Source organism: Actinoplanes sp. ATCC 53533, from assembly GCF_003947245.1.
Genome location: NZ_QHHV01000019.1, coordinates 1 through 14,690 on the forward strand (window position 1 = coordinate 1; position 14,690 = coordinate 14,690).

Annotated in this window: 10 protein-coding genes; 3 read left to right on the plus strand and 7 right to left on the minus strand. The window is 70.6% G+C overall.

Going from position 1 to position 14,690, the window contains the following annotated elements; all coding sequences use genetic code 11:
- Window positions 1-880: tetratricopeptide repeat protein (locus tag DMB66_RS07530; protein WP_148112721.1), on the plus strand; the 880-nt coding region annotated here is incomplete at its 5' end.
- Window positions 881-1,187: 307 nt separating this feature from the next.
- Here the strand turns inward: DMB66_RS07530 and DMB66_RS07535 are convergent.
- Window positions 1,188-4,049 carry a P-loop NTPase fold protein gene (locus tag DMB66_RS07535; protein WP_158647163.1) on the minus strand — a complete coding sequence of 954 codons (2,862 nt, stop codon included), beginning with the start codon at window positions 4,047-4,049 and terminating at the stop codon, window positions 1,188-1,190.
- A gap of 784 nt (window positions 4,050-4,833) precedes the next feature.
- Here DMB66_RS07535 and DMB66_RS07540 point away from each other — a divergent pair.
- Entirely contained in the window at window positions 4,834-6,288 is a 1,455-nt protein-coding gene (locus tag DMB66_RS07540; RefSeq protein ID WP_148112722.1) for a GGDEF domain-containing protein, read from the plus strand.
- On the opposite strand, the gene DMB66_RS07545 is transcribed toward DMB66_RS07540, so the two are convergent.
- The 5 genes from DMB66_RS07545 to DMB66_RS07565 form a co-directional block, all read right to left on the minus strand.
- A complete protein-coding gene (locus tag DMB66_RS07545; protein WP_125803303.1) occupies window positions 6,275-7,177 on the minus strand; it encodes a DUF5995 family protein in 903 nt (300 codons plus the stop codon). The genes DMB66_RS07540 and DMB66_RS07545 overlap by 14 nt on opposite strands.
- 59 nt (window positions 7,178-7,236) lie before the next feature.
- Window positions 7,237-8,208, minus strand: a complete 972-nt coding sequence (locus tag DMB66_RS07550) for a pyridoxal-phosphate dependent enzyme (protein WP_125803304.1) — start codon at window positions 8,206-8,208, stop codon at window positions 7,237-7,239.
- Window positions 8,205-8,819 carry a TetR/AcrR family transcriptional regulator gene (locus DMB66_RS07555; RefSeq protein ID WP_370318342.1) on the minus strand — a complete coding sequence of 205 codons (615 nt, stop codon included), beginning with the start codon at window positions 8,817-8,819 and terminating at the stop codon, window positions 8,205-8,207. Before DMB66_RS07555 ends, DMB66_RS07550 begins: the two co-directional genes overlap by 4 nt.
- A gap of 46 nt (window positions 8,820-8,865) precedes the next feature.
- Window positions 8,866-10,458 (minus strand): MFS transporter, encoded by a 1,593-nt coding sequence (locus DMB66_RS07560; RefSeq protein ID WP_125803306.1) that lies wholly within the window; start codon window positions 10,456-10,458, stop codon window positions 8,866-8,868.
- 204 nt (window positions 10,459-10,662) lie between these two features.
- Entirely contained in the window at window positions 10,663-12,594 is a 1,932-nt protein-coding gene (locus DMB66_RS07565) for a delta-60 repeat domain-containing protein (RefSeq protein WP_233624370.1), read from the minus strand.
- Window positions 12,595-12,656: 62 nt separating this feature from the next.
- Here DMB66_RS07565 and DMB66_RS07570 point away from each other — a divergent pair, with 62 nt between their 5' ends.
- Window positions 12,657-13,868: a hypothetical protein gene (locus tag DMB66_RS07570; protein WP_125803308.1), complete on the plus strand. Its 1,212-nt coding sequence runs from the start codon at window positions 12,657-12,659 to the stop codon at window positions 13,866-13,868.
- Window positions 13,869-13,872: 4 nt separating this feature from the next.
- On the opposite strand, the gene DMB66_RS07575 is transcribed toward DMB66_RS07570, so the two are convergent.
- Window positions 13,873-14,690 (minus strand): sulfotransferase domain-containing protein (locus DMB66_RS07575; RefSeq protein ID WP_125803309.1); only part of this gene is annotated, 818 nt, incomplete at its 5' end.

Consider the following 14,690-nt stretch of genomic DNA (forward strand, 5'->3'; position numbering starts at 1 on the left):
GGCCATCGCGCTGAACACCAAGGTCGTGACATGGCGCGAAGAACACCTGGGCGACACACACCCGGAGACTCTGAACGCCCGCAACATCCTGGCGAACAACTATCTCGAGTCGTCCAATGACTATGGGCTTCCCGATCGGGCCTCCACTGCGGTGGCGTTACACGAGCACAATCTCGGCGAATATCTTCGCGTGCTCGGCGAGACGCATCGCGGGACGCCGTACTCGTGGCGGAGCCTCTGTATGGCATACGCCGCTGCTGGGCGGCATCATGACGCCGCGGCCCTCTTGGAGATCCTTGCTGCGGCCCTCGACCGAAACCCGAATCAGCCCCGCTTTCAGCGGCTTTTCACCGACTCGGTACTCGCCGAAACGTACTGGAGCCTCGGCCGCCGCGACGACGCGCTGAGCCTGCTCGATCGCACCACAGCCCAGATGGTCAGCGAACTAGGGTCAACCCATCCTTTCACGTTACACACGAGAGTCTGCCTCGCGCAGCTGAATCTCGACGACGGACGACCCGGCGCGGCAATCGATATTCTCGACCAAGTTCTGGCCGAGTATGACCGGACCTACGGCCCCGACAACGCCCAGGTGATGCGGGTGTTGGACGTGCTCGCTTCAGCTTTCGAGCGCTTGGGACGACCGGTTGACGCCGCCGGCCTGCTGACCCGCCAGCTCGGCATTTGCGAGAAGCTTCTCGAACCCGGCAACCCGATCATCGACCGGGTGACTGCCGACCTGCAACGACTCGGCAAACAACGAGGTGGCTACCCGCGCTCGGTGACGATCGCCGCGTGGCGATGGTGGAGCGGTGCGGATCCGGGGCCAGTTCGTACGGGCTGTCAGGACCCCGGTACCGCTCACCGAAGAGTGACCTGAGCGCCGCGCCTCCCGGCGACGCGTCCTCGCTGCCGACTACGGGTCCGCGACCTCCAGGATCTCTGGCTGCTCGCCCAGCCGGGCGGAGAAGCGGGAAGTGGTTCAGAGGTCTCTTGGCTGCCCAGGCCGCAAGGATGAAGTTGGTGGGCGCGTTGCATTAGTGCTCATGGAGATGGGTGCTGAGTTGCTCCACGTATTTCGACAGTCCAGCAAGGAGGAGAATAAGGCTCCTAACACAATCTGCTGAACTGATATGCGCACCGTGCCACTCCGCCGAGCGCACCGTCTCGCCGGCCCACCAATGGGTCTAGTCGATCCATTGGAGAACGTCCTGGTAGCCGCGATAGCCGGATCGCATCAGCCACTCGTCGACGAACCTACTTGTCCATTCGCGGGCCGCCGTCGCCACGACGTCGTGACGAGCCCGGAACAGGAAGTCGCCGGTGTGGTGAGTGGACCCCCTGCCCTGGCCGATGCGGTTCACCGCGGTGAGATCGACCACGCTGTCCAGGCCGTTGCCGCACTCAACGGCGATGTGAACGGCCACGTCCGGGGCGGTCCCCGTGTGCCGGAGCAGACTTCGGTATAGGGCGCCGGACACGTCGACCGCGGTGGACAGGGATACCTCCAACACGGCACGCAGTTCCGGCAGGGTCAGCGCGGCCGGGAGCGGACGCGTGTTGTGGCGGCGGTCGGCAGGGTTGCGGCTCACGTCGAGTTCGGTCTGCCACAGTCCGATGCCGTAGTGGCCGACGAGAAAGTCCTCGCCGGTGCGGATGTGCACACCGGCGAGGACGGGTGTCTCCTGCCGCCATCCGCGTGCGGTGCCGCTCGTGGTGGACAACCGCGCGCTGAGTTCCGTGTAGCGGGTGCCATCACCGGGATCGGTGATCTTCCAGCCGCCGAATTGCAGCGGCCAGCGTGGCACGTGCGCGCGTCCGAGCCACCGAGTGAGATCGCAGTCGTCCAGCCGACCGAGGATGAGAGTTTCCCGTTCCTCACCGATGCTTCCCGCGGCCCTCTCGGTGTCGGCCGGAATGCTGTCACCGGCCGGTATCAGCGCGGCGACGGTGAGCTTGAGGTCCGGCGTCTCGCCGTTCGGTGGACGGAGGACGTCTACCCGGTGGGTTGTGAACGGCCGTGGCACGGTCGCCGGGGTCTCCCTGATCCGGGACAGTGCCGCGGCCAGTTCCACAAGTGCGTGGAAGCGGCGCTCACCCCACCAGGACGTCCGGTCAATGGACGGGACGGATCCGGGATCGGGTAAATGGGTAGTCACCCGGGCCTGACCGAGCCGCTCGATCAGGGCTTCCGCATCGAAGCCGGAGAGGTCCCCGGTGGTGCCGCCCGAGCCGACCAGCCGGGCGGCGAGCGCGCCCAGATCAGTGCCATCGTCGACGGCCGCGGCCAGCCGCCGGTTCAGTTCCTCGGTTCCGAGCAACCGGTCGATCTGGCTGACAAGGATGTCTGCCGGCCCAGACGGAGCGGTGTCGCCGAGGCCGACGTTCCACAGGAAGAACGACCAGGCACCGTCACCGGCCTCGGATGCGAACCTGCTTCCCGGCGGTACCGCCGCGACGAAGGCGGCCAGAGCGGCGATCCCTCTGGCCGTCACGGTCCGGAGAGCAATGCCGAACACCGCGGCGTCCACTCGATCGAGCAGCACGACCAGCAGATGGGTCACTGCGAAATCCGGCCCGCCCAGAAGATGGTCCGGCCCTGACGGCAGCGGCAGGCACGGCACCACCTCCCTCAGCAGCGCCTCACCCTGTGCGGGGTCGAACTGCGGGGCCAGGTCGGCCAAGCGCCGCAGAATCGCTGCGCTGCGGCCAGTCGACCGGCGGTCGTCGCCGTCCGGGCGCAACACGGTCGCCATGAACCGGCCGTCGGCCCATGCGATCAGTTCCGCATCGCTCGGCTCGTCGTCCACTGATACGAACGTGAAGTAGCGGACGGTGTAGTCCGGATTGTCGACCCCCTGGTGACGTGGCCCGACATCGGGGCCGGCGCCGAGAACGGGGAAGATCCGCCGCAAGGTAGCCATGACAGGCTCACAGCGGTCCGCCGGAACCGCCAGGCTCGTCAATCCCGGCGCCTCCCGCCAGCGCTTCAGCTGCTCCTCGGCCCGGGTACCGCCGGCGAGCCATCGGCGTTCCCCGCGCAACGCCTGGTAGAGCCGTGGATAGGCGAGCCGGAGGTGGGTCATCACCACGAAGTCGGCCGGGTCGACGTCGTCCGCCCCTGCGAGTGGCAGGTGGATCCGCAACTGCGCCAGGAGTCGCCGGATACCACGCGGCTCGGCGAGATCGACGGCCAGAAGCTCCTCCCACTCGACGCCGAGTCGCTGGCGTTGCTCCTCGGTCAGGGTGATGCCGAGATCGTGGAACAGAGCGGCGAGACCGTCGTTGAAGAGGTCCGTGGACTGAGTCTCGCGGATGGCCGGTTGGTCGATCGGCAGGGTGACCACCTTCTCCAGGAAAGCGAGGGCGCGGTCCTCCCGGTCGGCCGCGACCGGCGTTGCCTTCAGCAGGTCGATCACGGTGCGCTGGTCGTAGGCGACCAAATAGTGGACATGAGGCAGTCGGCCCACCACCCTGATCGCTCGGAAGAGGGTCAGCAGCTCGTCCGGCTGGAGCCGGTCGACGTCGTCCACGAAGACCAAGATCGGCCGCCCGAGCTCCCCGAGATCCATGGCGACTTGATCGAGCCGAGCCTGCAGGCTGTCGTCGTTGGATGCCAGCCCGCGCTCAGCCACCTTCTCCGCGAGCGGCCCGATGCCCGGCAGCAGGCCGAGCGCAGGTGCCGCATAGGTGCGCGCATGCTCTTTGAGCCTGCGCAGAGCTTGACCGGCCTTGCTGCCCGGGGGCAGGGCACGGGCGACCTCAGTGAGCAGTTCGTCGACAATGGTGTCCGCGTTGCCGAGGGCCCACGGCTGGAGGCGAGCTGTGCCGGCCCAAACAGCCCCGTCGAGCCCGTTGATGATCAGATTCGCGGTGCTGGTCTTGCCGCTGCCCCAAGGGCCGACCAGGGCAATCACCGTACTGCTCGGCCTGCTGCCGATCCTGTCAAGGATCGCGGTGACCTGCTTGACAAACGGCCCCCGTCCGAGGGTCTCGTCCGAGTCCGACCGGATGGGATCGTCGGCCCACCAATCACTACGCCCCGTCACCGGACCCCCTCGTCTCAGGAGTCTCCTATATACCAGAGCCAGTTAGGCCGGACTGCGAGACGGGCCGCCGTCCGGAGGGCTTCAGTCAGGTGCGCAGCCGCCTACTACCCGTGCTCAGACGGCGCCAGGTGAAGACTTGTCGGGTCACCCGTACTTGTCGACGGTTCGGCGGCCTACCAACGTCCTACCACTGCTCCGGCTGAGTCAAACTGATAGCCGACAGCCCGCCGCGACCCGCACGGCAGGCCCTGTACAACTGGGCGACCGCCTTCGCCACTCGATGGAACCGGACGGGGGACCTCAGGCAGCTCCGGCGACCCCGCCGCAGCCGCCGACGGTAGCTGTCATCGCCGTCGAGATCACGCGGGGCAAGACCACACCCCGACGTCAGCGAGGCGGGGCGCTCGCCGACTCCCGATCAGACCGCGCGACCCCGCCGGTCGGGCACACCCGGCGGGACACCTCCGCAGGGTCGCCGGACCAGGTCAGCGCAATACAAGGCACCCGGCCGGTTCCTCAGCGGCGGCGGCCGGACTAGGGTCGTTGTAGTGAGCGCTGTCGAATCCGGCCGGACCGCTGACGATCACAGCCGGCATCGCGACGGCTTCCCGCTGGACCGCCGCGCCGAGCGGCCATCGCCCGGCCCGGGCAGGCCGTTGTTCATCCGGGCACGGAAGCCGCCGGATCTCCGCGGGCACCGCTCAGAAGTCGCCGGGATGAGCCGATAGGCCGGGGCGTGCAGGTACGCCCCGGAGTCGCCGAAGCCACGATCGAAGGACTGATCGTGGACGTCTACGTGCGCCACGACGGGCTGGCCGGGCGGGCGCGTGAGCTCGTCGCGGCCGCGACCGCCGATGGGGACAGCCGGCACGCCGACCTGGGCCGGCTGGTGCTCGCCGAGCTGGACAATCGTGGTGGGCGGGTCGCCGACGGGGTCCGGCAGGCCCGGGACATGCTGGAGAGCAGCGATGACCGGGTCGTCCTCGCGCACGCCCATGCCGTGATCGCCGGTGGCCTGTGGCGGGTGGGTGACAACGCCGAGGCGGTGCGGCACGCCTACCCGGCGAACCGGATGCTTGTCGACGGCGATCCGCTCGCCCTGCGGGTGGACCACGCGATCATTCTCGCGCTGCAGGTCAACGACCAGCGTATCGGCGGCATCTCGCACGGGGAGTTCGAGGCCGCGCAGCAGCTCGCGGACGCCTGCGGGATGCCCGCGCTGATCCTGGCCAACCTGAACAACTGGGCCTGGTGCTCGTATGCCGGCGGGGATCTGGAGTCCGCTTCGGCGCTGGTGGCGCGGATGCGGGCGCACAGCGACCGGACCGGGGAGGCGCTCAACGCCTCCTGTGCCGACACCGTCGCCCGGATCCTGCTGGAGACCGGCCACCCGCGGGAGGCCACCCTCGTGATCGAGCGGGCCATCGCGGACGCCGCGTCGACCGACTCGGACGCGATCCCGGCCGCGCTGATCACCCTGGCCGACATCCAGCGCCGGGACGGTGACGTCGGCACCGCGATGCGGACCCTGCAGGCGTGCCGGGAGATCGCCGCCCGGGACCGGCTGCCGGACGTCGACGCGCTGGCGCTGCGGATGCTGGCCGGCTGCCACGCCGAGCTGGGCGACTTTCAGGCCGCGTACCGGGAGATGGTCGACTTCCACGAGGCCTGGACCGTTCGCCGGAGCGAGCAGAGCGAGGTCGTGGCACGGGTCGCGCACGCGCAGTTCGCCGTCGACGAGGCGCACCGCAACACCGAGCTGTTCCGGGAGCTGGCCGAGCGGGACGCGCTCACCGGCCTGTGGAACCGGCGGCGCTCCGACGCGCAGCTGGCCACCGTGCTGGGCACCGACCGCCCGGCCTGCGTCGCGCTGCTCGACCTGGACCACTTCAAGCTGGTCAACGACACCTTCACGCACGCGGTCGGCGACGTCGTGCTGTGCCGGGTGGCGGATATCCTGCGCGGTCTGGCCGGGCATGCGGGCCGGCACGGGGGCGAGGAGTTCATCCTGGTGCTGGAGATGGACCTGGCGACCGCGGCCGAGGCCTGCGAGGCGATCCGGACGGCCGTCGCCGGCTACGACTGGCAGGCCGTCGCCCCCGGTCTGCGGGTGACCACCAGCGTGGGCCTGACCTCCGTGCGCCCGGGCGACGACGCGCACACGGTCGTCCGGCGCGCCGACGAGCATCTCTACGTCGCCAAGCGCGCCGGACGGGACCGGGTGGTCAGCGGCCGGTGACGTCCTTACCGTCCCGGCGCAGCGCTCCCCGCAGCAGCCTGCCGCCGCGGTTGACGACGTCGTCGCCGAGCAGCAGCAGCTCGCCGATGTAGGCCGAGGCCCGGTCCATCACCAGCAGGGCCCGGTCCAGGTCGTCGGGGTCGTCGCGCAGCGCCCACAGCCGCTCGGCCTGCTCCCAGGCGTGCGCCCGGGTCACCGACACCAGCACCCGCTGGCTCCAGTCGTCCAGGGTGCCGACCAGGCCGTCGATCCGCAGCTGCAGCGGCGTCGAGTAGCGCCGCCGCAGCCCCGGGATCTCCTCGAAGAAGATCTTGTTGATCAGCAGGTAGTCGGGGTGGGTCTCGTCGCCGTCCGGCGGGCCGAGCTGCTCCCACGTGCTGACCAGGGCCAGCGCCAGGTCGTGGTTGATGTGCGCGTTGACGCCGAGCATGGCCGCGGCCAGCTTGCTCACGCCGTGGTCCTGGGCCCGGCGGAACAGCACCTCCCAGGCGTCCGGGGTGGCTGCGTCGTCGTCGCCCCACAGCCGCAGGGCGCGGAAGTAGCGCTTGGCGAACTCGACGTCGAGCAGCTCCAGGAACTCCTTGTCGCGCACCCCGCTGCCGCGCAGCGACTGGGCCACCCGGTCGGTGATGGTGAAATACAGCGAATTGAAGGCGGCGACCCGGTTGTCGGTCGGCGGTGGCAGGCCGTCGAAGATCTGCTGCGCGGTGGTCAGCCGCTTGAGCACAGTGCCGATGTCGGCGCATTCCGCGGCACAGAGGTCGGCTACCTCGAGGTGCGCGGGCGCCCAGCCGCGGCCGGGCGGGACCGCAGGCGTGAGCTGCAGCCGCTCGTCACGCAGCACGAGGGCACTGCGCTGGGCATGGTCGCGGTCGAAGGTAATTGTCATCGAATCCTCCACGTCGTAACCATGGAGAAGACGGTCCCGGCTGACCAGGGTCTCGGCGGTTACCCGACAGTATTACCGGTGGTGACGAGCTCCGCGAAGCGCTCGGCGTCGATGTTGCCGCCGGAGAGGATCACACCGACCCGGCGGGGCAGCGGCCGGACCCGCCCGGCGAGCAGCGCCGCGAGGCCGGTCGCGCCGCTGGGCTCCAGGACGATCCGCAGCCGTTCGAAGGCGAACCGCATCGCGTCGCGGATCTCGTCGTCGCCGACCAGGACGACCTCGTCGAGCAGCCGGCGGTTGATCGAGAAGGTCAGCTCGCCGGGGATGTCGGCGGCCTGGCCGTCGGCGATGGTGCGGGGCACCGGGATGGCGATCCGCTCCCCCGCCGCCAGGGACCGCCGGGTGTCGTCGCCGGCCGTGGGCTCGACGCCGATCGTCCGGATCGCCGGGTGCAGCCCCTTGGCCGCGGTGGCGCTGCCGGCCATCAGCCCGCCGCCGCCGACCGGGGCCAGCAGCGCGTCCAGCTCACCGGCCCGGTCGAGCAGCTCCAGCGCGGCGGTGCCCTGACCGGCGATCACGTGCGGGTGCTCGTACGGCGGGATCAGCGTCAGGCCCCGCTCGGCCGCCAGCGCGGCACCGAGGGCGACCCGGTCGCCGGTGTAGCGGTCGTAGGTGACGATCTCGGCGCCGTACCCGGCGGCCGCCGCCTGCTTGGACGCCGGGGTGTCCGCGGGCATCAGGATGACCGCGACGGTGCCGAACTCCCGGGCGGCCAGGGCGACGGCCTGCGCGTGGTTGCCGGAGGAATACGCCGCGATGCCCTTGGCCCGCTGCTCCGGGGCCAGCCGGGAGACGGCGTGGTAGGCGCCGCGGAACTTGAAGGCGCCGATCCGCTGGAAATTCTCGGCCTTGAGGTGCACCTCGGCGCCGGCCAGCCGGTCCAGGGTGCGCGAGCGCAGCACCGGGGTGCGATGGGCGACACCCCGGAGCCGGGCGGCGGCGTCAAGGACATCGGCGAACGAGACGCTCACGTGGCGGCGCCGCGCAGCACGGCGTCGACCAGGGCCTCGGCGAAGGTGTCGTCGGCGGCCAGCGGACTCCACTGCAGGACGTTCTGCGCGAAGATGGGGCCGGAGAGCATCAGCAGGGTGAGCTCCACGTCCAGGTCGGCGCGCAGCTCACCGCTCTCGATGCCCCGGCGCAGCACCCCGCGCGTCACCTCGCGCCGCGGCTCGACGACGCTCTGGTGGATCCGCCGCAGCTCCGGGCTCTTCGCCATCTCCGGCAGCAGGCAGGCGGTGACCTTGCCGTAGCGCTCCATGCGCTTGTTGCGCATGGCGGAGACGAGCATGACGAGGTCGTCGCGGACCGACTCGCCCACCAGCTCCGGCAGCGGGCCCTTCATCGTGGCGATCGCGTCGACCAGCAGCGCCTCCTTGTTGGGCCAGCGCCGGTAGATCGTCGCCTTGCCCACCCCGGCCTTGGCCGCCACCGCCTCGATGGAGAGCGCGGTGGCGCTCAGCCCGGAGCTGAGCAGGTCGAAAACCGCCTGGATGATGTCCAGGTCGGCCTGCGCGTTGCGCGGCCGACCAGGAGCCTTGCGGTCCTGGTCGGCCGGTTCCTGCACGCTGACCATCGTCATGTGCTCCATTGTTACCGAGCCTTCATGCCGTAGCCACCTGCCCCCGTCATGACGCGTCGACCAGCTCGACGCCCTGTTCCTCCGCGAGCCCTTCGGCGGTGGAGGGAGTGGGTGCCGCGGCCGGGCGCTTGCCCGGCAGCCAGATCGCCGCCACCAGCGCCCCGAGCAGGGCGAAGACCGTGCTGCCGATCGCCGCGTAGTGCATCGCGGTGATGAAGGCGGCGTTGGCCGACTCCAGCAGCGCCGCGCCGCCCGGCCCGGCCTGGCCCGCCACCCCGTACGCGCCGGAGATGGACTCCCTGGCGACCTCGCGGACGGCGTCCGGCAGGCCGGCCGTGGCCGTCGTGACGTTGTCGCGGTACACCGAGGAGACGATCGCACCCAGCGCGGCCACGCCCAGCGCGCCGCCGATCTGCCGGATGGTGTTGCTGACCGCCGAGCCGACGCCGGCCTTCTCCCGGGGCAGCACCGACATGATCGCCTCGGTCGCGGGCGGCATCACGTTGGCCATGCCGACGCCCATCAGGAAGAACAGCGCCCCGACGACCCAGATCGGCGTGGTCGCGCCGATGAACAGCCAGCCGGCCAGGGCGGTCGACACCAGGAGCAGGCCCACGGTGCTGACCAGCTTCGGGCCGAACCGCTTGACCATCGCGGCGCTGCGCGGCGCGAAGGCCATCTGGGCCACGGCGAACGGGACGAACAGCGCGCCCGAGGCCAGCGGGCCGTAGCCGCGGACCAGCTGCAGGTAGAAGGCGCCGAAGAACATCGAGCCCATGGCCGCGAAGAAGACCAGGCCGATCGCGCCGACCGAGGCGGAGAACTGCGGGATGGAGAAGAGCTTGACGTCCAGGGACGGGAACTCGATGCGGCGCTCGTACAGCAGGAAGGCGGTCAGCACCGCGACCGAGGCGACCAGCGTGCCCCACGACTGCGGCTGGCCGAAGCCGTTCTCGCCGCCCTCGATGACGCCGTAGGTGAGCAGGGTGAGCCCGACGATCGAGAGCAGCACGCCGACGACGTCGATGCGGCCCGGCTTCGGGTCGCGCGACTCCGGGACCAGCACGCTGACCAGCACCACACCGGCGATGACGACGGGCACGTTGATCAGGAAGACCGAGCCCCACCAGAAGTGCTCGAGCAGCAGGCCGCCGACGATCGGGCCGATCGCGACGCCGAGGCCGACGGCGCCGGCCCAGACGCCGATCGCCCGGCCGCGCTCCCGCGGGTCGAAGACGTTGGCGATGATCGACAGCGTCGACGGCATGATCGCGGCGGCGCCGAGGCCCATCAGCGCGCGGGCCCAGATGAGCTGGTCGGCGGTCTGCGCGTACGCCGAGATGAGCGACGCGACGCCGAAGAGCGCGAGGCCGACGGTCAGGGTGATCCGGCGGCCGAGCCGGTCGGCCAGGATGCCGGCGGTGAAGAGCAGCCCGGCGAAGACCAGGGTGTACGAGTTGATGGCCCACTCGAGCTGGCTCTGGGTCGCGCCGAGCCCGTGTACGGGGTCGGCGAGGGTGCGCATGGCGACGTTCAGGACCGTGTTGTCCAGCACGACGACGAGCAGGCTGATGACGAGTACGCCGAGAATGGCCCAGCGCCGGGGATGTCCGGTGTTCTCTGTGGCAGGAACGTCCATGGGTATGCGCCACTCCTGAGATTCTGCGCGGCTTCCGATACGGAACTGTTCCGTATCTATCGCCGACCGTAGACCGATCATCGGCGATACGGAACAGGCTCGTATCGTATGTGTCGGTCGTCACCCGTGCCGGCGACTCGGGTCGCCGGCACGGGGAGCCTCGCTCACGAGGTGGCGAAGAAGCTCACGAGGTGGCGAAGAAGCTTACGAGGTGGCGAAGAAGAGTGTCGGTTGTGACCAGGTCGCCGCCGTGGTGCCGGCGGTGATCACGGTGGCCGAGGCGCCGGCGACCGCGGTGGCCGCGGCCGGTGCGAAGGGCACCGCGCGGAGCTTGCCGTCGGTTGAGCCGTAGACGAGCTTGCCGTTGACCCATGCCATGCCACGCACCGTGCTCCAGGTGATGCCGGTGGTCGCAAGCGTGAAGGCGGTGCAGCCGATGATCCAACCGTCGGTGGTCAGGTAGCGGTAGTAGAGCGAGTTGCTGCCCGTGAGGGTGTAGTACATCCGGCCGTTGAGATAGAACGCCCCGGTCATCGTGCTCGCGTCGAACCACGAGTTGAAGCCGCTGGCGACCGCCGGCGCCCGCACCGTGCCGGCGCCGAAGCCGGAGATGTCGAGCACGGTGCCCTTGGCCCAGAGCAGGTTGCCGGACACCGAGAAGGCGGCCTTGCCGGAGGTGAACTGGGCCTGTGCGGTGGACCCCGGCGCGCCGATCGTGGTGCCATCGAACGGCACCTTGGTCAGCTTGCCGTCGCCGGCACCCAGGTACAAGTAGCCGGTGGTGGCCGTCGGTGCGTCCTGCACGGCGATCGTGCGCCCGCCGGTGGTCGGGAACATCGCCTGGCGCCCGTGGTACTCGCCGGCCACGCCGTCCGAGTCGAAGCCGGCGTACAGGCCGTTGCTGCCCTTCCAAAGCTCCCAGACGATCGCGCCCCAGGCGACGCCGCCGGCCGGCAGGCTGTCGCCGGGCGAGCGGGTCGGATTCCATGCCTGCGGCATGCCGTTGCTCGCGTTCAGGGCGCCGAAACCGTACCGGTCGACGCCGCCGGCGCCCTTGCTGTCACCGCCGTTGGCGTTGTTCAGCCAGCGGAAGTGGCCCGCCACGTACACCAGGCCGTCGGTCGCCTCGATCGACGTGACGGAGTCCCGACCGGTGAAGTTCACCCAGGTCGCCCCGACCGCGCCCCGGTCGGCCGTCTCGAACCGCGCGATGGCGTCGCAGTACGCGTCGCCGTCGCCGCCGTCCGCGCCGATCACGAAGTACGAGCCGTCGTCGGAGAAGTCGACGTCCCGCGCGTAGAACGGGAACGCACTGCTCAGGCAGGCCGCCACATACCGGTCGGTGGTCCAGTTCGCCACGGCCGGGGTCCCGCTGACGTCGATCATGACGACCTGGTTGCGGGCCAGCGCGTTGACCTTGGTGAAGTTGCCGACCGCCATCAGCGTCCGGCCGTCCGGCGAGACGGCGATCGCCCACACCAACTCGGTCGAGTTCGGGGTCGCCCGCGCGACGCTCGCGTCGACCTGGAACGTGGCGTCGATCGCGCCGGTGCGGGCATCGAGCCGGGCGAGCAGGCTGTGCGCGGTGCCGTTGACATAGTGAAACGCCCCGGCCAGATACAGGTGGTTGCCCTGCACCACGGTGCGGCGCACGACACCGCCGTCGGCCTGACCCACCCAGGTGGTGATCGTGGCGCCGGTACCCGGGTCGATCGCGACGAGGTTCTTGCGGACCACGCCGTTCACCTTGGTGAAGTTGCCGCCGACGATCAGCTTGCCGTCGGGGTTGACCGCGAGCGCCTGCACGGCGTTGTCGAAGACCGGCGTGAATCCGGTCCTGAGCGCGCCGGTGGTCGCGTCGTAGGCGACCAGGTTGCCCGCCGGTGTCCAGGCACTCGCGCCCGCGGGCTTGACGCCCGTGAACGAGCCGCCCGCGTAGATCGTGTCACCGATCTGGGCGAAGGCGCGGACGCTGCCGTTCTGCACCTGCGGCGTGTAGTCGACCGGGTTGGCCGACGTGATCGTCGCCGCGGTGGGCACCGGCACGACCGCCGCCTGCGCCGGAACGGCGCACAGCGTGATGACCGGTCCCAGCACGGCGAGCGACACCAGCAGCCTGGTGATGGACAACTTCACAGACCCTCCCATCGGGTTCGTGCAATATCGGAAAAAAGGATGACAGCCACTATTGTCGATGCGTGTATTCCGAGTCGCTCGTCGCCACCGACCCGCGTGACCGCATCGACGGCCTCGGCTGGGTGACCCGCGCGGTCTTCGACGATCCGCGGCTGCGGCTGACGATCGGCGCCGAGCCGGGCGCGGCGGCAAGCTACGCGGTCGTGCCGAGCCTGGACCGGGCCCGTTTCCTGCTCCCGCTCGGCCCGCGCCGGGTCACAGCGGCGTCGATGCTGGCCTACAACGCGCTGCGCCCGCCCAAGGTGCGCGCCTCCCGGGCCGCGCTCGGGCTGCTCGCCCGCGCCGGCGCGCTCGGGCTGACCCGGGCGCCGGTCCTCTCGGTGTCCGCGCCGAACGGCGTCGAACTGCTCTGGGACCAGTTGGCCGGGCTGCTCGGCCGGCCCCGGCTGCACGCGGCCATCGGCATCCGGCCGCCGGACCCGCACCACAAGCCCACCCTGCAGCTTTTCGACGACGCCGGCCGCCCGCGCGGCTACGCGAAAGTCGGCTGGAACGACGGCACCCGGGCGATGGTCCGCGCCGAGGCTGCCGCCCTGGCCGGGCTCCCGCCGCCGGGCGGCGACCTGCCGGTCACACCCCGGCTGCTGCTGCACACCCGCTGGCACGACCGTGAGGTCGCCGTCGTCGAGCCGATGCCCGGCGACGTCCGCCGGCTGCGCCACCCCGACCTGCCCCGGCTCGCCGCGATGCTGGCCGTCGCCCGGCGCGGTGGACCCCCGGAGCCGCCACGGCCCGTCGCCCAGGGCGATTTCCTCGCCGCGTGGCGCCGGCGCTCGGCCCCGGCGATCGCGCCGGCGATCGACGCCCTCGAGGCGCGCGACGGCGGGCTCCTGGTCGAGTTCGGCGACTGGCACGGCGACTGGGTGCCGTGGAACATGGCCCGGCGACGCGGCGAGTTGTTCCTGTGGGACTGGGAAAACAGTGGGTCCGGCGTGCCGGTCGGCTTCGACCTGGCCCACCAGGCGTTCCAGACCGCGCTCTCCACCCGGGGCCGTCCCGCCGCCGGGTGCGCGGCGGCCGTCGACGCCGCACTGGCCACCCACGGCCCGGCGCTGGGCCTGGCACCGGCGGTGCAGCGGTTCGTCGCCGAGGCATACCTGATCGAGTTGTGGCTGCGCACCTTTGAGCTGTCCGCCGACGGTGCCGGCTGGAACCCGAAGCTGCACCCCGCCCTGCTGCGCATTCTCGACGCGCGGCTGAACCCGCCACGCTGACCGGCTACCAGTCAAAGGGCTGGCCCAACCGGTCGGCCAGCGCCGCGTTGTGCGGGCGGTAGTAGTCCGCCAGCATGGCGCGGACGGCCGGATCCATTCCCTCGCTCGGGCGGCCGTTGTGGACGTCGTAGGAGCCGAGGTCGAACGGCGGAAGGCCGATGAAGTCCAGAATCCGGGCGTACGACTCGGCCGGCGCCCGGTAGAACGTCTCGCTGGCCAGGAAGTGGAACTGGCCGCGGTCGAAACGGGACAGCCACGGCTCGAGGTGCTCCAGGTAGCGGCCGCGCGCGAGGTACGAATACCAGTCGAAGGCCGTGCTGACCGAGCCCGGCTCCGCGATCAGCCGTTGCCTCTCGCCCGCGATCCGGGCCGGCTCGGCGGCCAGCGCCTCGGCGAAGCTGAGCGGCTCCACCCCCTCGGTGCGCCGTTCCTTCCAGTGCGAGTAGGCCCGCTCCACCGGATCCCGCAGCAGCACGATCATCCGGACCCCGGGGATCAGCGCGGCGACCCGCTCGGCGGCCAGCGGGTGGTACATGTACAGCGGCGCCGCCTCGCCCACTTTGGCCGGCCCACCGTGCTTGCGGGCCAGCGCGGCCCGCCGGCGCGAGGTCGGGAAATGCGAGCGGTACCAGGCCTCGCCGCGGCTGAAGTTGTCCTCGAAGTAGTGCGAGGTCTTGGTGTTCCAGGCCGGGAAGAGGCGCGGCACGAGCGGATGCCGGATCAGGTACCGCCAGAGCGAGGTGGTGCCGCCGCGCTTGGTGCCGAGGATCAGGAAGTCGGGCAGGGGCCGCCGGCCGCTCGTCCGCTCGCCGTAGCCGACCA